This window comes from Rahnella bruchi, assembly GCF_003614975.1.
Taxonomy (GTDB): Bacteria; Pseudomonadota; Gammaproteobacteria; order Enterobacterales; family Enterobacteriaceae; genus Rahnella; species Rahnella bruchi.
In genome coordinates this window covers 1-23,852 of record NZ_QZWI01000007.1, presented here as the reverse complement: position 1 = coordinate 23,852, position 23,852 = coordinate 1, and the positions used below count along the sequence as shown (strand labels likewise).

General features: G+C 55.4%; 12 protein-coding genes. 8 read left to right on the top strand and 4 right to left on the bottom strand.

Annotation, left to right across the window (positions count from 1 at the left end):
• Window positions 1–22: 22 nt before the first annotated feature.
• The gene (locus D5398_RS13495; protein WP_120508099.1) at window positions 23–949 is read right to left on the bottom strand and encodes a DMT family transporter; all 927 of its coding nucleotides are present in this window, start codon (window positions 947–949) and stop codon (window positions 23–25) included.
• Window positions 946–1,533 carry a TetR/AcrR family transcriptional regulator gene (locus tag D5398_RS13490; RefSeq protein WP_120508098.1) on the bottom strand — a complete coding sequence of 196 codons (588 nt, stop codon included), beginning with the start codon at window positions 1,531–1,533 and terminating at the stop codon, window positions 946–948. The genes D5398_RS13495 and D5398_RS13490 overlap by 4 nt, the downstream gene beginning before the upstream one ends.
• A gap of 200 nt (window positions 1,534–1,733) precedes the next feature.
• Between D5398_RS13490 and D5398_RS13485 the strand changes: the two genes are divergently transcribed.
• Together D5398_RS13485 and D5398_RS13480 are read left to right on the top strand one after the other, a co-directional pair.
• The gene (locus D5398_RS13485) at window positions 1,734–2,168 is read left to right on the top strand and encodes a CopD family protein (RefSeq protein WP_120508097.1); all 435 of its coding nucleotides are present in this window, start codon (window positions 1,734–1,736) and stop codon (window positions 2,166–2,168) included.
• A 197-nt stretch (window positions 2,169–2,365) separates the two neighbouring features.
• Complete coding sequence (locus D5398_RS13480) at window positions 2,366–4,417, top strand: FUSC family protein (protein ID WP_120508096.1); 2,052 nt, start codon at window positions 2,366–2,368, stop codon at window positions 4,415–4,417.
• Between the two features lie 59 nt (window positions 4,418–4,476).
• Here the strand turns inward: D5398_RS13480 and D5398_RS13475 are convergent, their stop codons facing one another.
• Entirely contained in the window at window positions 4,477–6,264 is a 1,788-nt protein-coding gene (locus D5398_RS13475) for a cation:proton antiporter (RefSeq protein WP_120508095.1), read from the bottom strand.
• A gap of 263 nt (window positions 6,265–6,527) precedes the next feature.
• Here D5398_RS13475 and D5398_RS13470 point away from each other — a divergent pair, with 263 nt between their 5' ends.
• Window positions 6,528–16,157 (top strand): autotransporter-associated beta strand repeat-containing protein, encoded by a 9,630-nt coding sequence (locus tag D5398_RS13470; protein ID WP_120508094.1) that lies wholly within the window; start codon window positions 6,528–6,530, stop codon window positions 16,155–16,157.
• Window positions 16,158–16,293: 136 nt separating this feature from the next.
• On the opposite strand, the gene yahO is transcribed toward D5398_RS13470, so the two are convergent.
• Window positions 16,294–16,572 carry a DUF1471 family periplasmic protein YahO gene (gene yahO, locus D5398_RS13465; protein WP_120508093.1) on the bottom strand — a complete coding sequence of 93 codons (279 nt, stop codon included), beginning with the start codon at window positions 16,570–16,572 and terminating at the stop codon, window positions 16,294–16,296.
• Between the two features lie 213 nt (window positions 16,573–16,785).
• Between yahO and D5398_RS13460 the strand changes: the two genes are divergently transcribed.
• The 5 genes from D5398_RS13460 (at window position 16,786) to D5398_RS13440 (ending at window position 23,479) form a co-directional block, all read left to right on the top strand.
• Complete coding sequence (locus tag D5398_RS13460; RefSeq protein WP_120508241.1) at window positions 16,786–17,355, top strand: DedA family protein; 570 nt, start codon at window positions 16,786–16,788, stop codon at window positions 17,353–17,355.
• Between the two features lie 243 nt (window positions 17,356–17,598).
• Entirely contained in the window at window positions 17,599–19,227 is a 1,629-nt protein-coding gene (gene efeU / locus D5398_RS13455) for an iron uptake transporter permease EfeU (protein ID WP_120508092.1), read from the top strand.
• Between the two features lie 7 nt (window positions 19,228–19,234).
• A complete protein-coding gene (efeO, locus tag D5398_RS13450) occupies window positions 19,235–20,458 on the top strand; it encodes an iron uptake system protein EfeO (RefSeq protein WP_120508091.1) in 1,224 nt (407 codons plus the stop codon).
• Window positions 20,459–20,461: 3 nt separating this feature from the next.
• On the top strand, window positions 20,462–21,736 hold the full coding sequence (gene efeB, locus D5398_RS13445; protein WP_120508090.1) for an iron uptake transporter deferrochelatase/peroxidase subunit: 1,275 nt from the start codon (window positions 20,462–20,464) through the stop codon (window positions 21,734–21,736).
• Window positions 21,737–22,300: 564 nt separating this feature from the next.
• Window positions 22,301–23,479: a hypothetical protein gene (locus D5398_RS13440; protein WP_244216762.1), complete on the top strand. Its 1,179-nt coding sequence runs from the start codon at window positions 22,301–22,303 to the stop codon at window positions 23,477–23,479.
• Window positions 23,480–23,852 lie beyond the last annotated feature (373 nt).

Below are 23,852 nucleotides of genomic sequence, written 5' to 3'. Positions count from 1 at the left end.
TCCTTATTCAGGAGCCATTTTTTTATGCAGAAACTGGCAGGTGGGCGCGTTTTTTCAGCGGTACGGTGATAAAAATCAGGCACAGCACCACCAGCCCGATGCCCGTCCAGCCCAGTGCAGGCAGCCGCTCCCCGACGATCAGCACCGCGAATACCGCCGCGACGGCAGGTTCCAGCAAGGTGATGGTGGTCGCCATACTGGCCGGGATCCGCGCCAGCGCATAGCCGAAACAAACGTAGCCGACGAACATCGGGATCAGCGCCATATATGCGCCGACCGCGGCATTATTCCACGACGCCAGCAGTGGCGCGCCGGTGGCGAACAATACCGGCATCAGGAACACGCCGCCGAGCCCGAAAGTGGCGCCCATCGCGGCGCGTGAGCCGATCCCACGCTGCATCAAATGACGCGCCGCCCAGGAATAGAGGGCGTAAGTCAGACCGGCAATCAGCCCGAGTCCCATGCCTGCAATCACGCCGGAACTCTGACCGGTTGCCGCATGACCCGCACTTTCGGCCATGCACAGCAAAATCATCCCCGCAACGCCGATGGCAGCGCCGGTCATCCAGCGGCGCGACAGACGTTGCCCGTCGAGCGAATACTCAATCAGTGCCGATAACAGCGGGGCGGAACCGATAGAAATCACCGTGCCCACCGTGACACCAGCCAGGTGCATGGAAGCGTAAAACGCCAGCGGATAGATACCCACTGCCAGCGCGCCGGTCAGTAACATGCGCCAGTTTTGGCGAAATCTGTGACGGCTGGCAATAATGCCTCTGGCGGAAATCAGCGCCTGCAACAATCCACCCAGACCCATTGCCACCGCGCCGATGGCCAGCGGACTGACGTCGGGCGCAAAGGTCGCCGCGGTGCCGGTCGAACCCCATAACACGGAAGCGAACAGGACGGCGAGGATCCCTGTCATGCGCTCCCTGCGGGCGACCATCATGACGCCTCCATCATTTCAGCGGCCATTTCCATTGCCTGACGGACGCACTCGCCGTTGCCTTCCAGTCCGGCACGCGAAATTGCGCCTTCCAGCAGAAACGAGAAATGACGCGCCATCAGTTGCGCTTTAGCCAGATCAGCGGGGAACAGCTCAGCAAGATGCGCGCTCACGATCGCCTCCACCTGTTCTTTATGCCCGCGAACCGCCACCCGTCCTGGTGCACCGGCAGGCAGTTCAGCGGCGGCGTTGAGCAGGCCGCAGCCACGAAATCCGCGCTCGTAGGAAAACTCCGCGTGGTCGTCATAAGCCTGAAAAACGGCCAACACTTTCTCCTTCGGCGTGACCGCGTTTTCAAGTCTGCTGGCGTACAGTTGCAGCCATTCGTCATGCCGGATTTCAATGTACGTCGCCACCAGTTCAGCCTTAGATTCGAAGTTGTTATAGAGGCTTTTTTTCGCGACACCGGCTCTTTTGATAATGGCGTCAATGCCGGTGGCGGCGATGCCGTCGTTATAAAACAGCACCCTTGCCGCGCCCAGAAGGCGGTCGCGGGCGCTTTGTGGTGAAGAGTCTGATGTGGACATGGGTGTTCTCGTCGCAATGAATTTGCAGTAGGTATACCAGTCTACCTACTTCTTGTAAAGCCAGAGGGCGATAAGAAAAAGTGACGATTTTGCCCGTGCCTTTATTGTGGGAAAGGGACATAATCCGGCAAAAGCCGTGGAGAGACAGCAGGTTGGACTCATCCGGTGGGCAGCATTGTCGTTAACCTATGGAGAAAAATATGATGCATGAATGGCTGAACGCCTTACACCTTATTGCAGGCGTGTTGTGGACTGGCGGGTTGCTGGCACTGGCTTTGGTCAGCGTGGTGTTTCGCAGTGCGGGTTCAGGGACAGGCACAGATGAGAGGCTGCGGGCGCTGGCCGTCAGCGTGCAGAAATGGAACCGCTGTATCACGAGTCCGGCGATGATCCTGCTGTGGTTGGCGGGGATCTGGATGATTGTCAGTTACGGCCAGTTCCCGCACGCTTGGCTGCTGATCAAAATGGTCGTGGTGCTGGTGCTGTCCGCGCTGCATGGCCTGCTTTCTGGCAACTTACGTCGTCTGGCCAGCGGTCAGCCCGCCAAAGATTTTGCTCTGGTGCGCAAAGCCGGAAGCGTGATTGTCATTGGCGTAATCATCATCGGCATTATGGCTATCATCCGCCCTTTTTAATCCACTGATTTTATTCAGAGTGCAGCCAGACATCAGACCAGCGAATCCACGTGAAAGCGTGGATTTTTATGTAGGAAGGTACTGATTTTACATAGTGATTAATAGTCAGGTATGTTTTGTTACAATCTTGAATCTGGTGCAAGAATTTGCAGCGTATAAAATGGTGTTTTGAAAAACGCTGAGCTGTTGATTTAACGATGAAATGGTTAACAAAAAATGCGCTTTTGTTCTCAGTCAAAACCTGTATTGCGGCATTTTTAGCCTTATATATAGCCCTCGAACTCAATCTCGATAAACCGGCCTGGTCCATGGTGTCGGTGTACGTCATTTCACAGCTCTATTCGGCGTCCACGCTTTCCAAAGCCACGTACCGTTTTCTTGGCACCGTGCTGGGCGGCGTTTTTATCTTTCTGGTTTATCCGTTTACCGTCTCCGATCCGGTGCTTTTCAGCCTCAGCGTGTCGCTGTGGGTGGCGTTTTGTCTGTATCTTTCACTGCATGACCGCACGCCGAAAGGCTATGTTTTTATGCTGGCGGGTTACAGCGCGGCGATCATGGGATTTGCTGATGTCGATACTCCGATGTCGATCACTTATACGGTGATTTCGCGCGTCGAAGAAATTACCGTCGCGATTGTGTGCAGCACGCTGATCCACATGCTGGTGTTTCCGGTGCGCATGCGTAATTTGCTGGAGAACAGCGTCAATAACTGGTACGAAAGCGCCAAAAAGCTGTGCAATGAATTGTTGACCGTGACCGCCAAAGATCCGTTGCCGGAACGCGAACATATTCTGGTGCAGATGGCGAATTACCCGCTGAATGTGGAAACGTTGATCACCCACTGCGTGTTTGAAGGGGATTCCGCGCGCAGGCTGATCCGTTTAGTGATGGCGCAGTATCAGCACCTCTCGTATCTGATCCCCACGCTGACGGCCATTGAAAAGCGCCTTAATCTGCTGGCCGAACAGCAAATTGCGTTTCCTGATTTTGTCTCTGAGACCTTCAGTCAGTTCCTGTTGTGGCTGAACAGCGCTGAACTCAGCGGCAATGCAAAAGGCATTCAGGCAGAAATCCGTGCCTCGCAGGCCCGCATCAAAAATCTTTATGAAAGGGGTGAAATGACGCCGGAGGAAGGGCTGCTGTTCACCGGTCTGCTTGAGCGTTTGCAAAACTTTGTTCACATCACTGAATCCTATTACGGCGTAACCGAGCGGGTCACGCAGTTCAGCAAAGAGAAAAAGCGCAGCAAAATTAAACTGGGGCTCAGAAAGCATATTGATGAAGGGATGATCCTGCTTTCAGCGTTTTGCGCTTTCACCGCGACCATGATCGGTTGTTTGTTCTGGATAGGCACCGGCTGGCGCGACGGTGCTTCTGCGCCGATGATGGCGGCGGTTATCTGCTCATTCTTTGCCTCGCTCGACAGCCCGATTGCCTCGATGAAAGTGTTTCTGAAAGGGGTGCTGATCGCCATCGTGATCAGCGTGATTTATGCCGTTATCTTCATCCCGATGGCGAACACCTTTGAGGCATTGATTATCTGTCTGGCGCCGGGTCTTCTGGCGCTGGGGCTGGTGATTGCTAATCCTTCGACCAATTTTATCGGCCTGATAATCGCCACGCAGATCCCCGGTTTTATCGGTATGGGTCACGATTTTAAACCCGATGTGCTGGTGATTGTGAATGCGGCGATTTCGACAATTGTCGGGATTATGATTGCGCTGCTGACCACCGCGCTTATCCGTAACAAACGGCCTTCGTGGACTGCCAAACGTGCACTGCGTAAAGGCATTAAAGAGCTTTTGCAGTTCACCAGCGAAATCAAAATCAATGCTTCATCGCTGCGCGGACGTCAGCAATATGTCGCCAGCATGCTCGATAAAGTGAACATTATTTTGCCGCGTAACAAAGCGGATCCATCACCGAAGGTGGCGCTGGGCGGGAATCTGATCACCGAAATCTGGCTGGGTGTGAATTGCTATGATTTTTACGCCCGTCATCAGGACGTACTGAAAAATCATAACGTTGAGACCGAAGTGCTGATGTATGAGATTAATAATTACATCAAAAAGCGGCTGAAAAATATCTACATCGGGCCGCCGGATTCCTTGCTCCATGAGCTGAATCAGGCGCTGGTGAGGCTTGAAGCGTTATGCCGTGAGGATATCAAACTGTTCACGCCGCTGTTCCACCTGTTCAACATCCGTATGGCGTTGTATCCGACCGCGCGCTGGCCGGAGCTGGCGTAACCGGTAACGAAAAAAGCCCGCGGCGCTGTCCATTAAGGTGAATCAGCGGCGCGGATTTTTTATGCCTCGTTCTGCACCAGCGCAATCAGTGTGCAGGGAACCGGCGGAGTATTGCCGTCCTTAAGCACCACCAGCGTGTCGTTTTCACTCACGGCAAACAGAGGCAGCACGCCGCTGTTTTTCTCCAGATAATCTATCCAGCCAAAACTTTCACTGAGGTGGGTGGCTTTAATCACCGCGCCTTTGGCCAGTAAAGAGCTGAGTTTCGAATAGGTCGCATCGCTGCTGAACAGCACTTCGTGACGCTGAAAACGGCTGTTTTCCTGTGAGCGGGCGCCTTTGAGCGCAGGGCCGGAGCGTACGGCAAACACGTTTTCCCGCCCGAAAATATGGCCGAAATGATAGACCGCCAGCGCGTTCTGATGGCGGTTTGGCGAAAGCGCCAGCACCTGCGATACGCCGCTCAGATCGAGAAAATTCTCCGCATGTTCTGACCACGCATTGCCGTAATAGGCCGGAATACCGTCCATCCGCGCCTGCCGGTAATATTCCCAGCTGCTGTCGGTGAGGCGCACCGGAATGTCCTGCTTCATCAGCACTTTTGCCAGCACCCGCGCTACGCTGTTTGCACCGATAATCAGTACGCCGCGTGGCGTTTTCTGCTGTACCCGAAGCATGCGCGCAATTCCCCGGCTGGTCAGGCTTTGCAGTACCACGGTGCCGATGATAATGGCAAAGACCACCGTGACCAGTTTGTCGGCCTGAGGATAATTCATGCGTTGTAACGTCAGGGCGAACAGTGAACTGACTGCCGCAGCCACGATGCCACGGGGAGAAATCCAGCACAGCAGCAGGCGGTCGCGCCAGTGCAGGGAAGATCGCCACGTCGAGACCGCAATACACAGCGGTCGGGCGATAAACTGCACCACTAACAGCAGGCCAATCAGCGGCCAGCCCATTTCAATCAGCGCATGAATATCCAGTCGTGCCGCCAGAATAATGAATAACGCTGAAATCAGGATGGCCGAAAGTTCTTCCTTAAAGGCCAGAATGTCAGTGGTATCGACATCACGCATGTTCGCCAGCCAGATGCCCATCACTGTGACGGTCAGCATGCCGGATTCATCCGCCAGCGCGTTGGAAAGCCCGAAAGCGGTCAGCATCACCGCCAGAACGCCGAGGTTTTGCAGATACGCGGGGATCCACACACGGCGCAGCGCGACACCCAGCACGTAACCAAATACTGAGCCGAGAACCAGCCCTGCGGCGGCGGTTTCCCCGAGCGTCCAGATTAGATGCGTCAGCGATTCGGCATGTTCACGCAGGGTAATAAATTCAAACACCAGCAGGGTAAAAATCGCACCCACCGGGTCGATCACAATCCCTTCCCACCGCAGCACCTGGTTAATTGCCGCATTCGGACGCACTACGCGCATCAACGGCGCAATCACTGTCGGGCCGGTCACGACCGTTACTGCACCGACCAGCGCTGCCAGTTCCGGTTCAAACCCCAGCAGCCACCAGCAGGCGAGGCTGATGACAGCGAACGTCACCAGCATCCCGATGGTCACCAGATTTCGCACCACACCGCCGAGCCCGCGCACTTCATCCACGCGCAGCGTCAGAGCGCCTTCAAACAAAATGATGGCGACCGAAATGGATACCAGTGGAAACAGCAGATCCCCAAACAGGGCGTCAGGCTGAATGATGTGTGTCACTGGCCCGAGTACGACCCCCAGCAACAGTAAAGGCAATATGGCCGGGATTTTTAACAACCAGGCCAGCCACTGCGCCAGCAAGGATCCCAGTCCTATGATGACCAGCATCAGCGGGGCGGATAGCAGCATAATTTTTCCCTTTATTCATTTTAAATATGGCATTCAGGCGCAATGAACGCGAAGTCACTATTTCATCAGTAAAAAGTTGCGTTTTTGTAAGTGTAGCTTACCTTTATGTTAGGAATTCGTAAGTGAAATTTCAGAATATTTAAAATTAAGTTTGAGGTAAGGAAATATTACCTCGCTCCCTTTTGTTTTCTCTTGTTCAACTTGTTTGCGTTGCGCCTGACCACAACGGTCGCCTTATAAAATTCTCTTGATGGAACTGACTCATGAATAAGATCTATCGTCTGGTGTGGAGTGAAATCAGGTCTGCGTGGGTTGCCGCGCCTGAAACAACCAAAGGGCATCGCAAAGGATCCGGACGCACAAAATTAGCGGCGACTCTGGCACTGGCCCTGACGGCAGCGCCCGCTCTGGCGGATGATGTGAACTGGGCTGATGTTTATCCGACTTATAATTTTCCGCCGCTGACTAATTATGACATTTTGCGGGAAACGGGTTTTGCTTTCACTATTGATGGCGATACCGCCACCGCGACACACTACGCCGCCGGAACGACGCTCAATATTCTGGGGCCAATCCCAACGATTGCCGCGGGCACTGACGGCAGCGCCACGCAGTTACTGGTACGCAACGGGCTGATCGACAGCACAGGCACAGACGCGGATCCGGGGCGCATCACCGTGATCCAGGCGACTGACTCCAATAACGTCGTCACGCCGATTACCTCAGCCAATATCGATACTTTCAGCTATTCCACCAGTCAGGCGGTTCCGGAACAAAATCAGGAACTGAACGTAGTCGTACCGGGGCTGGATGGCAGTTATGCCGTCATCAAAGTTTATGATTCCTCGACCTTTTCTGCCCCCGGCACCTCACTGGTCGGTGATTTGCCACTGAACGTTTACGATCCGAACTCTTTCCATATTTACAATAATTTCGGTATCGCCAGCGTGGCCTCCACCGGCGGCACCGCGAATATTAATATCGGCGCAGACACCAGCGGCACCACGCCGATAGCTGCTGCGGCGAACACCCTCGAACTGCTGGCGAAAAACTCCACGCTGGCCAAAGCCGATGGCAGTGCCGGTGCAGCCAGCGCTGTGAACTGGCAGTCGGATAACTACGTGCATTTCGCACCGGCAGCGGTGATATCCAGTGATCTGCAAAATGAAACTGCGGTCAGTTCGCAATACAACGATTCGATTACGTTGCCGAACTATGTACTGGTGGCCGGAAGGGTCGTACAGGCCGGTTCAAGGACCTTTACCATTAACTCGGCGGCAGATATTGCCACCGTGAACGACTTCCTGCTGGGAACCAGCCGCGAAAATAGTCAGGTTCAGCTTTGGCTGACCGGCGGGGTGACGTTGCCGCCACAAAATGGCGGGGCGGTGATTGATTCACCGGTGATCGCGCAAAATACCTATAACGCCATCATTCAAAGTTTGCTCAGTGCCGAGCAGCAGAACCGCGTGGATCTGACCTATCACGTGTGGGATGACATGCTCGCTCACACCAATAACGCCACGCTGGCAACCGGCGAACTTAACGTAATATACGCCACAGGCGCGAACGCGACGGGCACCGTCACCAGCACCGGCAGTCTGGCCGTGGACGGGGCAACGGCGGTAATGCGTGGCGACAACGGCGCGATACTGACCAACGACGGCAACATCAATATCTGGCGCAGCAGCGGCTCCAGCCCGGCGGGCGTGGGGATGATGGCGACCGACGCCACCGCGACCAACAACGGCACCCTGAATGCCGGACTGTTCCTCGAAAAAGAGGGCACCAACCAGAATGTCAGCAATCAGGGCAGCATCGCCATGCAGGGACTGGGTGACAGCCAGTTATCTAACACCGGTTATATCAACGTTGCGCTGACCGATGGCACCACCGATGGTGCGACCGGTATGCAGGCGCAAGGCACCACCACCGCCACCAACAGCGGCAGCATTGCGGTGACAGGTAACACCCATAACGCTGACGGGCGCGCGAGCGGATACGGCGCGGATATCTCCGGCGCAGCGACGTTTACCAACACCACCGGCGGGAATATTTATGTCGGCACCGATCCGGTGACCGCCACCGCGGCACCTTCTGCGACCACTATGGTCGGCGGTGCGGTGCAGTCTGCCGGTGTCCGCACCAGCAGCACCGGTAACGTGACCAACGACGGTATCATCACGCTGGGTACGCTGACGCGAAATGCTGTCGGCATGCTGGTCAATGGCGGCACCGGCACGGTACTCAACAGCGGCACCATTAACGTGCTGGGGCAAATTTTGTCCAACGGTTCAGCAGCGCAAAACTACGGCTTATCCGCCACCGACACTACCAACGTCACCAATACCGGCATTATCCGTGTGTTTGGTGAAAACAACGTGGCGATCAACCTGCTGGCCAGAACGGCAACCGCCACCGTGAATTCCACCAGTGCAGGAACGATTACTGTCGGAGCGGCAGGCGATAATGGCGGCAGCGACAGTAACCCGTTCACCTACCGTAACTATGCCGTTTACGCTGAAGGGCTGAACGGTAATCAGGCGACTGCTACGGTTAATTCGGCGATAAACTTGCTGTCTGCCGGGGCGATTGGTGTTCATGCACGCGGACAGGCGACCATCAACGTAGGCACTAATGCGCTCCTGAATTTCGCTAACACCAATCAGATTGGTTATTACGCCTATGGCGAGAATGCCAAAATCAATCTGGGCAGTGCCATCATCAAAGACAACGGACAGGCGGGGTCTATCCTGTTTGCTATCGACCATGGCGCGCAGTTTGACGGTGACTCGGGCAACGCTGGCCCGTATCAGTTAACGGTGACGGGTGCCGGTTCTACCGGTGTATTTGCCAACGGACTTGATACCGGCGCAGACGGTCAGCCGGGCGGCGGCGATGACTCGCTGACCACGCTGGATACCGGACTAGCGACGATCCACGTCGGCGGGGAGAATGCGGTCGGGGTGAAAATCACCGGCGGCGCGACCGGCACCATCAATAACGGCGGCATTTTGCTTGAGCATAACGACGCCACCGCCGTGGTGGTCGATGGTCGTAACTATTCGATTGACGGCACCATCGGCAACAGTGCGGATGCGCTGGCGACCAATGTGCTTTCAAGAGCGGATATCGGCACCACTGCCAGCCAGAGCGGCATTAAAGGGTATGACATTTCCTGGCTGGGTACCGTGGACATCGAAAGCGACGGCACCAGCCTGGCGGGTAATAACAATATCGGGATTTACCTGCACGACGGCGGTATTGCCAACAATAACGCGCCAATCGACGTGAACGGCACTAACAATATCGGTGTGTACATTCAGGATAAAGGCACGCTGACCAATTTGCGTGACATCACGGTGACCGGTGCCGCAGGCAGCAATAACGTCGGGGTAAAAGTTCAGGGCGCAGGCGCGCAGGTCACGCAGCTCGGGAACGTGACGGCCAATGGCGGTCTGGCGGCAGTGCAGCTGGTGGGTAACGGTGCGTCTCTGGCGATAAGCGGAACGAATAACCATATTACCGCCAGCAACGGGGCAGACGGCATCCTGATGGATCTCGGATCTTCGTCCCTGACGGCAAGCAATACGCAAATTGATATCAGCGGTACCGGCGCGGGCATCAACAATAAGGCTGACACCTCGAATATTAACCTGACCGGCGTCACCATTAACGCGGCTGACGGCCCGGCAATCCGTACCGCCGTAACCTTCGATGCCGAGGGTTCCGGCAACCAGCTTAATGTGTCAGGCAGCGGCGCGGGCTTTGCGTTTGAACAGACTGACGGCAGCAATACGACCGGTAATCTGACTATCGGCACCGGTTACACCATTGATGTGACGGGCGCGAACGGTAACGGGATCCTGGCAAAAACCAACGGCAGCGTAACCTCCGGTGCGGATATCACTATGGGCGCAACCAGCGGCGCGGCGATATCCGCAGAAGATGCCAGCGCGGTGACCAATAACGGTAACATTCAAACCAGCAGTAACACCAACACATCAGTTCTCGCTACCAACGCGGGCGCGTTCACCAATAACGGCACGATTAATGCCACCGGTGCGCTCAATCCGCTGGCGCTGATCCGCATCAACGGCACGGCGGCCAACCGCACCCTTATCAACACCGGAACAATTACGGATGCCAGTCCGAACTCCGTCGTCATTGACGCCAGCGGTACAGCAAATAACACCGTCACCAATCAGGGGACGCTCAGCGCTGCCAGCAATACGGCGACCGCCTTACTGACTGGCAGCGGCAGTGACAACGTCACGCTTTCCGGCACGCAGGCGACCACCGGGCTGATCAATCTGGGCTCCGGCACCGATACCTTTACCTGGAACAGTGGCACGCTGAATGGCGCGGTGGATTTCACCGGTGCAGACGGTAACGATCGCGCCAATATCGGCGATGTGGATCTCACCACCACTTCCCACATTCTCAGTGAAGGCGGCAGCAACAGCACGCTGACGTTCACCAATACCCATGCGGGCGCAGGTTCAGCGCAGATTGGTTCGCTCGTGGCCGATGCGCTGCCGGTGACCAATATCGGCACCGGCTGGAGCACGCTGACGGTCACCGGAACCAGCGCCGATGTGCAGGTCGTGGATAATCTGCAACTTTCCGGCACACCGCTGATTCAGGTTACCGATGGCGGCACATTGCGCAGCAGTGACAACGTCACGGATGCCGCGCTTTCCAGCATCAACAATTACGACGTCAGCACCGACGGCGGAGATAGTCTGCTGGTGTTTAACGGCCTTTCTGCCACGCAAACTTATTCGGGCATTATCAGCGGCACCGGCGGACTGGAACGCACAGGTGGCGGCACCACTATTCTGACTGGTGAAAATACCTACACCGGTAATACGCTGATTGACAGCGGCGGCACGCTGCAACTTGGCAACGGCGGTGCGCCGGGCGCATTGTCTGAGCTGACCAATATTACTGATAACGGCGTGCTGAATATTAATCAGTCCGATACCGTTAATCTGGGCGGTGTGATCAGCGGAACCGGTGCGTTCTACCAGACCGGCAGCGGCACCACGCGGTTAAGCGGTGCGAATACCTATCAGGGCGTGACGCAGGTGAACGGCGGCACCTTGCTGGTGAACGGCAATCAGTCCGGTGCGACCGGCGCCACCACGGTGGCCAGCGGCACAACGCTTGGCGGGACCGGCACGATTGGCGGTGACGTGACATTTGCGGCAGATACCACGCTTTCACCGGGTGACGGCGGCGCGGGTACGCTGAACATCAACGGCAGTCTGAATCTTTCACCGACCACCAATAATAAATTCGAGCTGGGGCAGTTCACCACCGCAGGCGGTGCGCTGAATGACTTCGTGAATGTTGCCCAAAACCTGACGCTGGACGGACAACTGAATGTTACGGTTTCCGACGGCGGCAGCTTCCTGCCGGGGCTGTATCGCCTTTATAGCTATGGCGGCACGCTGACGAATAATGGTCTGGAAGTCACGACACTGCCACCGGGCAGCGACAGTACGTATGGCGTGCAGACATCGATCCCTAGTCAGGTCAACCTGGTGCTGAGTTCACCGCAAACCAGCTCCACGCTGCAATTCTGGGACGGCGATCTGCTTGGCAGCAACCACGGTGACGGCACCTCGGGTAACAATGAGGTCGATGGCGGCAATGGCGTCTGGCAATCCCGAGCGGTGGGCGATACCAACAACTGGACTACGTCCACCGGCTTTGGCAACAATCCGTGGAGCCAGGCATCCTTCGCAGTATTTCAGGGCACAGCAGGCACGGTCACGGTCAGTAACTTCTACAATCCGGTCACTGCGGCGGGGATACAGTTCGACAGCGACGGCTACGTGCTCAATGGCGATCCGCTGACGATGTTCCGTTCCACTAACCTCACACCGGTTTCGGCTTACCGGGATCAGGGCGAAACGGCGGCGGATGCGTACTTCATCATCCGCGTTGGCGCGGGCGGTGCCGGTGCCGGAGATACGGCTACCATCAACGCCAATCTCGTGACCGCCGGGCCGGGCAGTCAGGTTCTGAAACTGTTCAAATCTGATCCGGGCAGGCTGATCCTGACCGGTAATAACGCTTACGCCGGTGGGACTGAAATCTTCGGCGGTACGTTGAATGTTTCCTCCGACCAGAACCTCGGGATAGCGGGCACATCAATACTGATAAACAACAACTCGACGCTACAGATTGGCGATAACTTCACCACCGACCGTCTGATTTTCCTCAGTCGTCTTGGCGGTGGTCAGTTTGATTTGTATGGTCACACCTTCACGCCAACCGGCGTGATCGGCGGGCTGGGACAACTGACGGTGCTGGATTCTGCCGCCACAGCTAACAGCTTGCTGGAACTGAATCAGGCGAATACGTATCAGGGGCCGACCACCGTTACCGGCACTAACGGCGCAACCACCGTCGCTGTCGATGCCAATACCACCGGCGTGTTCGGCACGGCAAATAGCCTGATCACCGTTAACCAGCAAGGCACCGTCAATTTCAATAACGATGCGAACGCCGAAACCCACAGCTTTGCGCTCGACAGCGGCATTCTCACTTTCAATGACACCGCGTCGGCGGCAGACAGCATTATCAATGCCACCAACGGGGCGGCAGTCCGGCTGAACGATAATGCCAGCGGCGGCAACGGGCAGTTTACGCTGGCCTCCGGTACGCAGATGGATCTCAGCGGTCAGGCGGATGGCGGCAGTTCAGTCATCAACAACAGCGGGCTGGTGGCCTTTGCCGGTCAGTCAACCGCTGCGGGCAGCACCATCGCCAACAACGCAGGCGGCGTGGTCAATATCGCGGACGTCAGCGGCAGTACGTCAGTCGGTTCGCTTTCCGGTGCGGGGAATGTGGTGCTGGGCGCAGCGCAGCTGATTGAAGGTGCGCTCAATCTCAATGACAGCATCAGCGGCATTATCAGCGGCGTTAACGGCAGTCTTGCCAAAACCGGCACCGGTACGCTGACGCTGACCGGCGACAACAACTACACCGGCGCGACCGATGTTCAGCAGGGTGTATTGCTGGTCAACGGCAATCAGCAGGCGGCGACCGGCGCAGTCAGCGTGGTTTCAGGCGCAACGCTTGGCGGTAACGGCACGCTGGGCGGCAACGTCACCGTGGCGGATAACGGTCATCTGGCGGCGGGCGCGGATCTCAACAGCGTCGGTGTGCTGACCACGGGCGGGCTGACGCTGAATCAGAACTCGCAACTTGATTTCCAGTTCGGCCAGGCCTTCACCGCTGGCGGCAGTCTCAATGACCTGATTAACGTCAACGGTGACCTGAATCTGAACGGCAAACTGAATATCACCCAGACGCCGGGCGGGACGTTTGATGTCGGTATTTACCGTGTCATCAATTACACCGGCGCGCTGACGGATAATACGCTGGATATCGGTACGGCTCCGGCGGCTGCGGATGACATGTATGTGCAGACGTCGGTGGCTAATCAGGTCAACCTGGTGAATCGCACCGGCGTTATCTTGCGGTTCTGGGACGGCGCGGACAGCGCCAACAAAAACGACAGTCAGATCAACGGTGGCGACGGCATCTGGCAGAACAGCTCCGGCAATGACAACTGGTCAACCGATGTCACCAATCCGGACGGTCGTTTCAACGCTCCGTTCAGCAATAACTCCTTCGCGATTTTTGGCGGCGAGAAAGGCAATGTGACGGTAGATAACAGCCTTGGCGCGGTGATGATCAGCGGCGCGCAGTTTGCGACCGACGGATATGTGATTAACGACGGCGTGATCACCACCAGCACGGCGGACACGCAAATCCGCGTCGGCGACGGCACGGCGGAAGGCGCTAAGTATGTGGCGACCATCAATTCACAAATCGCGGGCAGCGGCGGCATTGATAAAACGGACGCCGGTACGTTAGTCCTCAACGGGGCGAACACCTACAGCGGCGGCACACAAATCACAGCCGGTACGTTGCAGGTTTCCGCGGACAACAACCTCGGTCAGTCCGGTACCGGGCTGGGCTTTAACGGCGGCACGCTGCTTTATGGCAGCGCCTTTGACACCAGCCGCGCCGTCAGCCTGCAAAATGGCGGCGGTACGGTGGACACCAACGGCAATAATGTGGCGATGAACGGTGTTCTCAGCGGCGACGGCGCGCTGACTAAAACCGGCAGCGGCACTTTAACGCTGAACAGCGACAACACCTATACCGGCGTCACCACCATCAGCGGGGGGAACCTTCAGTTAGGTAACGGCGGCGAACAGGGCAGCATCGTCGGCGATATCGTTGATAACGCCATCTTGCAGATTAATCGTTCTAATCTGCTGACTCTGCCGGGCGATATCTCGGGAACCGGTCAGGTCTGGCAACAGGGATCCGGCACCACGGTGCTGGGCGGCATTAATAGTTATTCCGGTATTACGCTGGTGCAAAGCGGCACCTTGCTGGCGAACGGCACCAATACCCTGAGCGCCAAATCCGACCATATCGTCAGCGCCGGTGCGTTGCTCGATACCGGTGGTAACAGCCAGACGGTGGGCTCGGTGATTAACCAGGGCACCATTAATCTGCGCGGCGGCGATGTCGGTTCAACGCTGACGGTTAACGGCGATTATGTAGGTATGAACGGTGTACTGAAAATTGCTGCTCAGCAGCACAGTCCGGGCGTAGCGGATCGTCTGGTGATCAACGGCGGGTCGGCGACGGGTGTCACCCGTCTGGATATCGATGTCAGTCAGCTCGGCGAGCAAACCACCGGTGACGGTATCACTGTGGTTGAAGCGTTGAACGGCGCGACGACCACCGCGCAAACCACTAAAGATGCCTTCACGCTGGGTGCCGACCATCTGGATGCGGGCGCATTCCAGTACCGTCTGTTTGCTGCCAACGCTCAGGGCGCGGGGGAAGACTGGTTCCTGCGGGCAAGTTACCGTCCTGAAGTGCCGGTATTCGACGGTCTGGCGAGTATGGCACGTCAGGCAGATCTCGCGGTGCTCGGCACGCTGCATCAGCGCGTCGGGGACGAAAAACCGTATAACGCCGCAACGCCGGAAGATCAGGAAGGACGTTTCTGGGCGCGGTATATTGCTCAGTCCACCCATCAGAGCCTTAACGATGCGACCTCTACCCAGTCAGATTCGCGGATGAACGGCATGCAGGCGGGTGTCGATTTGTATCAGGATCAGAGCTGGCGGGCAGGGGTGTACACCACGGTGCTGGATATCGATACCAACTATCAGGGCGCGAATTCCGGCGGTTATGGTCCGGCGGGTTACACCTCAGATACCGCGTTCTATCTGGGCGGTTACGCCACCTGGACGGCGGACAACGGATTCTACGTCGATAACGTGTTGCAGTACGGCAATCACAGTATTGATCTCACTATGCCGGGCAGTCATGACTCGCTGAGTCCGGATGGCAATACCTATATTGCGTCGGTCGAAGTGGGTAAACCGTATCAGCTGGGCGACAGCAGCTGGGCGCTGGAACCTCAGGCGCAGCTTATCTGGCAGCACAGTGATTTCGACAGCGTGATTATTCCGGGCGATGCCAAAACCCGTGCCTCGGTCAGCGCGGATGATGCGGTGATTGGTCGCCTGGGCGTGCGTCTGACCACGCAATACGACACCGAACACGGCACCGTGAAGCCGTATGTGCGGGTTAACTTGTGGCAGGAATTGTCAGACGGCAGCGACACCACCACCTATGTCAATACCAGCAACAACGCCGGTGAAACCTCACTGACGTCCGATCAGCGTTACAGCAGCACAGAAGTGGCGCTGGGTGCGACGTGGGCGGCGACCAGCGAAGTGCAGGCGTATACCGAAGTGGGTAAAAGCTACCAGAACGGCGGCTCGAAAAGTCAGATTTCCAATGACGTGAGCGGCACGGTCGGGATAAAAATCCGCTTCTGATGGCAGGGCAAGGATGCCCTCTGATTTTGTATTGCGTTGAGGGGATGAAAAATGCCCAACAAAAAGCCCGTATAAAAACGGGCTTTTTGTTTAATGCTTAAAGTTACTGCGACATCGCAGACTTATTTTTTCTTACTCATTTTTTCTTATAAACGTCGGCAGTGCCATGGATTTTGTTATTGGTGTTGCCTGAGGTTAATACGAAGACGTCGCCGCCTTTCTTATCAGCCTGCTTGGAAAGATCTTCGATTGCGCCAGACTGGGACGTTTTGTTCGAGGTGCTCACTGAGCCAAGTTTGGTGTACTGAGATTCTACTTTTTTAAACTCAGTTTTTTTCATCATCTGAGCGGAAAAAGCACTGAAAGAGATCAGGCCGGTCAGAGCTACTGCCACTACTACGCTAATTTTTTTCATGTATGCCTCAAATGTCAGAATCCCCATCACGGGAATAAACTGTGCTTGCCATAAGCGATTTTATAATTACCCTGTTGGTGACAAACCCTGCGGTAAAACAACGCTTTATCACTCACGTTAAGTAATAGACAAGGAAGTTAATAATTTCAAGGCTGAAAGAAAATATTTAACGCAAAGTGCGTTTTTTAGCTTTTTATGCTGCATGAGGAAAGTATGTTTTCACTCGATTCACTTGAAGCCCTCATCCGTGCGCACGGATTACTGATCATGACGCCGCTGGCCATCCTGGAAGGGCCGGTAGTGACGGTGATTGCCGGTTATTTTGCGCGTCTCGGCTATTTAAGTTTAACGGGGATTTTTGCCGTGGTGATGGCCGTGGAAGTGTTCGGGGATTTGCTGTTTTACTCGCTGGGGCGATGGGTTATCAGGCCGGACGGAACGCCACCCGGCTGGCTGTCGCGCCTCGGGCTGACGCAGGAGCGGCTGGAAAAAGTGGTGCGCAGTTTTGACCGCAAGGGCGGGCGCATGTTGGTGCTGGGTAAACTGACGCATTCCGCAGGCGCGCTGGTACTGACTGCTGCCGGTATGTCGCGCATGCCGCTGGCGCCGTTTCTGTTCTATAACATTGTGGCGGCCATTCCCAAAACCGGGGTTCTGCTGGGAGTGGGCTGGATGTCCGGCGATGTCCTCTCACAGGTGAACGACTGGCTTGCCTATGCGTCCCTCGGCGTGTTTATCCTGCTGGCCGTGCTGGGAGTTATCTGGCTGAAGTCTAAGCAATGATCATCGTAAGGGTGCTTTCCCGTAGCAATGAGCCCCGGCGTTTCAAAATGGGCAGGCCACAAGGAAGTGGCGGAATTTCAGATATTTTCAACTGGTTACAAAAAACGCACTTTTTACCACAAAATGTCATTTCTCACGCAATCTGTTGCAAATCCTCATACTCCATTCCTTCCCAGTTATGCGGCTAACTGATATCAATTATCATTAATAATTTGATAATGCTTCTTGTTGCTGGAGTTACCTTTGTTAGCCACCTTTATTATTGGTCTGCGTGAGGGCCTGGAAGCCGCGCTGATCGTCGGCATTATTGCGGCCTTTTTACGTAAAAATGGCAAAAGTCTTTTTGCGATGTGGGTCGGCGTCGTGCTGGCGCTGGTGCTCTCAGTGATTGTCGGCATTGCACTGGAAATGACAGAGCGCGCCTTGCCGCAGGCCAGTCAGGAAGGGATGGAGTCGGTGATCGGCGCAGTCGCCGTGTTCTTCGTGACCGGCATGATCATGTGGATGAACACCCACGCGCACAACATGAAAAAGGAGCTGGAAACCGACGCCGCTGAGGCTATCAGCCAGTCCAGTGCCTGGGCGCTGGCCAGCATGGCGTTTCTGGCGGTGCTGAAAGAAGGCTTTGAAACCAGTGTCTTTCTGCTGGCGACCTTCTCGGTGGCGCAGTCCGCGATGTGGGCTGCGGTCGGCGCAGTCATCGGCCTTGTGGTGGCGGTGATCATCGGCTGCGGTATTTATTTTGGCGGCATCCGCATTAATCTGTCGCGCTTCTTCCGCTTTACCGGCCTGTTCCTGATCCTGGTGGCGGGCGGTCTCATCATTACTTCTCTGCAAACCGCCCACGAAGCGGGCTGGCTGAATATCGGCCAGCAGCGTATTGCCGACTTGTCCTGGCTGGTTCCGCCGGGCACTATCCGTTCAGCGCTGATCACCGGCGTGCTGGGCATTCCGCCTGATCCGAATCAGATTCAGACTGTAGCCTGGGTGCTGTATATCGGCATTGTTTCGGTAATGGTGTACTGGCCTGCACACCGTCGTCCTGCACCGGAAAAAGCAGCGCGTCTGTCGCTGGCTTTCGCTGGTGTGATGGCACTCGCTGCGCTGGCGCTTTTCCTGTTTTATCCCTCGTTTACCCTGCAACTGCCGGGCAGCGCGCCGCTGGTGAGCAGCGCGGAGCAAACACCTGCCGGTCAGTTGCAACTTCTCGTCACCGCCGGTAACGGCTATCAGCTCAGTGTGCAATCCGCCGCTGGCAAGATAACCCAGATAGCGCTTGCGCCCGATGCCGCTATCCCCGGTGAACGCGCGGGTTTGCCAATACGCGAATGGAATATCAAAAAATCCGTGACCCCCTATGGTGCGCCGGACGAAGTGACGCTGGATCAGGTGGTGGCGCTTTACGGTAACCGTATCCCCATCGGCCTGAACCCGGCGATGCATCCGGGACCGTATCAGGCGCAGTGGACGGTGCATTGCAACGTTCAGGCGTCTGCTGCCGGGGACGCTTTACTCGACGCCAGCGGACAGGCCCAGGAAGTGATCACGCTTTCCGGCAGCGGCCTGCAATCGCCGCGCACGGTAACAGTACGCACGCCGACTGCCGATGTTTCTGCCTGCAACTGGCAGGTGAGCAGCGCGTATCTGCAGCATGTTTCTGACGTTCTGCAACAGAGACAAACTTATCAGGACACTTATCGTTTTTGGGCTTACATGCTGCCCGCTTTGCTGGCGGCACTGGCCCTGATTTTTGCTGTATCTGCACTGCGGGTTTTACTGAAATTCCGTCACGAACGGTCATCTGTTATCAGGGAATATGACCTGTCTTTCGGTTCCCAATCACACACCAATTTGCCTAAAAATAAAGGATAAGAAATTCATGCGTAAGAAGAATGTTAAGAAAAAAGAATCGCTGATGACCGCCGCGGGCCTGACGGCATTGCTGATGTTTTCGCTGGACGCGCCAGCCAGTGCTTCGCAGGCACCGGTGACTAACGGCGTTTCACAGGTGAATATCACCATGACCGGCGACAAGGGGGGCACCTGTGTGGTGGAACATAATTCGGCAAAAGCCGGACCGGTAACGTTTAACGTGGTCAATAAAACCGCGACGGCAATTACCGAGCTGGAACTGCTGAGCAACAACCGTATTCTGGGCGAAAAAGAGAACCTGGCTCCGGGGCTTCCTGCGGTTAAATTCACCCTGACGCTGGATGGCGGCAAATATCAGATTTACTGTCCGGGCGCAGAACATGAGATGGCTGACTTTACCGTGACCGGTAAAAGTGCCGCGCAACCCGCGGGCAGCACTGCGACGATTCTGGCGCAGGGCACCAAAGATTACGCTACTTACGTCAATGGCGTAGTGGATGCGATGGTCGTGGCGGTCAACCGCCTGAAAGCGGATATCGATGCCGGTGACCTGGCGACAGCCAAAGCGGATTACGCCAAAGCGCGTCCGTTCTATGAGCGTATCGAATCTGATGTCGACGGTTTTGTGCTGCCGGGCTTCAAGGCGACCGATAATTCCGGCAACCTCGATTATCTGATCGACATGCGTGGCTCAAATCTGGATCCGAAAGCGGGCTGGCACGGCTTCCACGCCATTGAGCGTGACCTGTTCGGTCAGGGAAAAATCACCCCTGAAACCAAACAGCTGGCGGCTGAATTGCAGAAAAACGTCGCGCAGCTGGATACGCTGACTAAAGCCCTGACGTACAAACCGGAAGATCTGGCCAACGGTGCCGCAGACCTGCTGGAAGAAGTGCAGAACACCAAAATCAACGGCGAAGAAGAAGCGTTCAGCCACTTTGACCTGGTGGATTTCGCTGGTAACGTCGAAGGCGCGCAACAGGCGTTTGCTTTCCTGCAACCGGGTCTGGAAAAAATCGATCCGGCGCTGACTAAGCAGGTTGCTGCGCAATTCACTGCTGTCCATACGCTGCTGGAAACCTACCGTGATACCAGCGTTCCCGGCGGATACAAATATTACACCGCTGAACTCAAAGCCTCTGATGCTGCGAAGCTGAGCCGTTCTATTCAGGCGTTGCAGGAACCTCTGTCTAAAATCGGTGAGAAAGTCGCGGCAAATAAGGGAGCCTGATAAATGAATGAACAACGCGAACCGGCCAGGGAGGCCGGTAAGTTTTCCCGCCGTGATTTACTCAAGGGTGCGGTAGCAGGTGCCAGCGCACTGGCGATCCCGACGGTCGCCCATGCGCATGGTCAGGCGGTGGCGGCGCATGACCCTGAAGACCGAATCGATCTGTCGCGGCAGTATCCGTTTTACGGTAACGGCGGGCAGGTGGGCGTCACCACGCCGCCACAGCGGCATATCATGTACATGACCTTTGACCTGACCACCACCAGCCGCCAGGATTTACAGGTGTTGCTGGCACGCTGGTCATCGGCAATTGCGCAGTTAATGAAAGGCGGCATTATCGGTCAGGTGGAACCGGCGCGCGACAGCGGCGTGGGCATGGATACCGGCGAAGCGATGGATCTCGGTCCGGCGTCACTGACCGTTACTGTCGGACTGGGACCGCGCGTTTTCACTGACACCTTCGGACTGGCAAAACAAAAACCGCAACTGATGCGCGAACTGATGCAATTGCCGAGTGACGATATGCAGCCGGAACTGACCGGCGGTGATCTCTCTTTGCAGGCCTGTGCTGACGATCCACAGGTGGCTTATCACGCCATCCGCGATTTAGCGCGTATCGCCAAAAGCACCGGCGCAGCAGCAACCCGCTGGACGGTGATGGGCTTTGGCCGCGCATCTGCCGGTAAAGGGCAGTCCACGCCGCGTAACCTGTTCGGCTTTAAAGACGGCACCCGCAACATCACCGAGAAAGCAGATTTTGACAAATATGTCTGGATCAAAGATGGCGGTCCGGCGTGGCAGCAGCAGGGCAGTTATCAGGTGGTGCGGAAAATCAAAATTCACATTGAAAGCTGGGATACTGACCGGGTTAGTGACCAGAATAATGTGTTCGGACGGCATAAGGTTTCCGGTGCGCCACTGACCGGTACCAAAGAGTTTGATACTCCTCAGTTCACCCAAAAAGATGCCGATGGCAATCTGGTGATCCCGGCGACTGCACATATCAGTCTGGCAGCGCATGAGAACAACGGCGGGATTAAAATCCTCCGCCGTTCTTATAACTACACCGACGGGCTAAATAACATGGCGCAACTTGATGCCGGACTGTTGTTTATCAGCTATCAGAAAGACCCGGCGCAGTTCGAAGCCTTGCAGACTAAACTCGGCGCATCCGACGCGCTTAACGAATACATCTCTCACATCGGTTCAGGGATCTTCTTCGTACCTCCGGCACCGAAAGAAGGGTCTTATATCGGGGCGGAGATGTTTGAGGCCTAGCCTTACGAAAACACTCGGTCATAGCGGCAAATGTCCGGTATGTGCCAGGGGCGGAAGTAGCTAACAACAGTCGGTGTCAATCATCGGGGAGCAGGTCACATATAAATAGTCAGATGGTTAGTTCAACCAAGTCATGAACTCCACGGTAGATGTGGATATGAGATTTAATGGGCTCGGAGTCGCTCTACTGCGTATTGGCAGCCATCCGCCTAAATCGGCTGAAAGTAACCTCTCATACCAATGATATTTTTGGTCATATCAAGCCAGACTAGTAATTTCCCCCCTGTTGCCGATACCATTAGTTCTCAGTCAATATATGAAGGAACATGTATGTACTTCGTTCGACCTGCAGTTCGCCCGCTTATTTTTCTGTCGCTCTTCCCTCTTGCTTTCTCTCAGGCTGCTGAAAAGCCCACATTGACAGGCGGCGGTACGAATCCCTTATCCATTGTCAGAATTCACGATCGTGTGAATTATATGGTGTCTCTGAACTTCAGCAACGGAAAGACAGCTCAGCAATGGCGTTCTGTTGACTGTAAACAGGGGAAGGCACAGCTTCTGTACATGGATTTATTGAATGACCAGGGCTATACCTCCACGCGCTCATACGGCAACAGCTATCTGCGATATGCACCGGCACAGGATGATAAGCAAATGACACCGGAGGATGTCCGTACGGTTTGTCAGCTCCCCATAAAAGAGGTCAGGTGGGAAAAGTTATCCGCCACGTCAGAGGTTGGCATCACCAATCTGGTCGATGTGAATAGTATTCAGCACACTGGCGATAACTTATCCGTGCACATGGGGTATGACATGGCAGATATCGTCTGGGAGCCGCCTTACGACGCGCCGCTGGTATTAAAGATTGAACACTACATATACAACTGCAAGACCCATCAGGGTAAGGCTGTTGCAGCGATGAACTTTGACAGCGAGGGGCGCGTGACGGACTCACTCATAACGGCTGACATTGTTCGCCGCCAAAGTAGCTTTGAAATCACCTCTCAGATGATGAAGCGTTTCAGGGAGTTCTGCGATTTACCCTCCGGGAAAAAATTTACTGCCGAAGGGCATTTTGTGCCTGCCGCGAATAAGCGGGCGTCAACGGTGATGGGGCCATCAATGCCCGACCTGAGCAATAATAATCCGCAGTGGCTGAAAAAATATCCTCTTACTGCTGCCATTGAGCATCAGGCTCAGTCATTGATTAAACCCTGGGCGCTTCCACGCTTCAAACAGGTTCGTTATACCGAAGTCAGCGCGCTCGCTAAGGTCGCCGTGCAGTTGGATGCGCAACCCGATGGTTACGTACGCAAGCTGGAAGATTACGGTATCTGGACGGTGCAACGGTTAACGCTGGCCAATCTGCTACAGCTTAAATACACCATGTCCATTAGCTCTGGGGCATCGTTGCTCAATAAATTACAGACGGATCTGCGCTTCCCGCTAGTCACAGGGCAACGTTATCAGGCGCAGTGGGAAAGTATTGACGCCGATAAGAAAGTCACGGCTTCCACATTACGATGTGAAGTGACAAACGAGGGCGATGCAAATACCCTTTCGCCGGTGTTCGGCGGGAAATATCTGTTAGTTGAGTGCAGTGCAACCAATGAGGGACAAGTGTCCAGCAGTGACAAACTAGCCTGGATCCAGGAGCTTAATATCTTCGTTCCAATCGCTATGCAGGTCGGTGATAAGCCTGAAACCCCGGTGAAACTGGAAAATGTCAGTGTGATCCGTTAATTAGCAGGCAGGCAAGCGCTCTCAGTAGAGACATACAAGATACAGGGGGCTGGCGATCAGCACCGGGCCAGAACGCGCCGGTTTGCCTGCTGCGCCATTCGGTAAACTCCGGCAGCGGAGGCTTTAACCTAATACGATTTACCGCAAGCGGAGTTTTTCAACTTGCTTTTTTACAGACTTCACAAGGATTAGGTGGAGTTAGAAAATGTCATTGCTGACATTAATCAAATGTCCGCTGTTCGCTCTCAGCAGACCTTCAACGTCAGGTGTTTGTCTACTGTGTGCCAAGAGCGGACGTTGTCGCTATAAATGATGAATTACGGGATCAGGCTGTGCAGAGAAAAAGCAATTAGCAACATCCCGCCCGCAATGT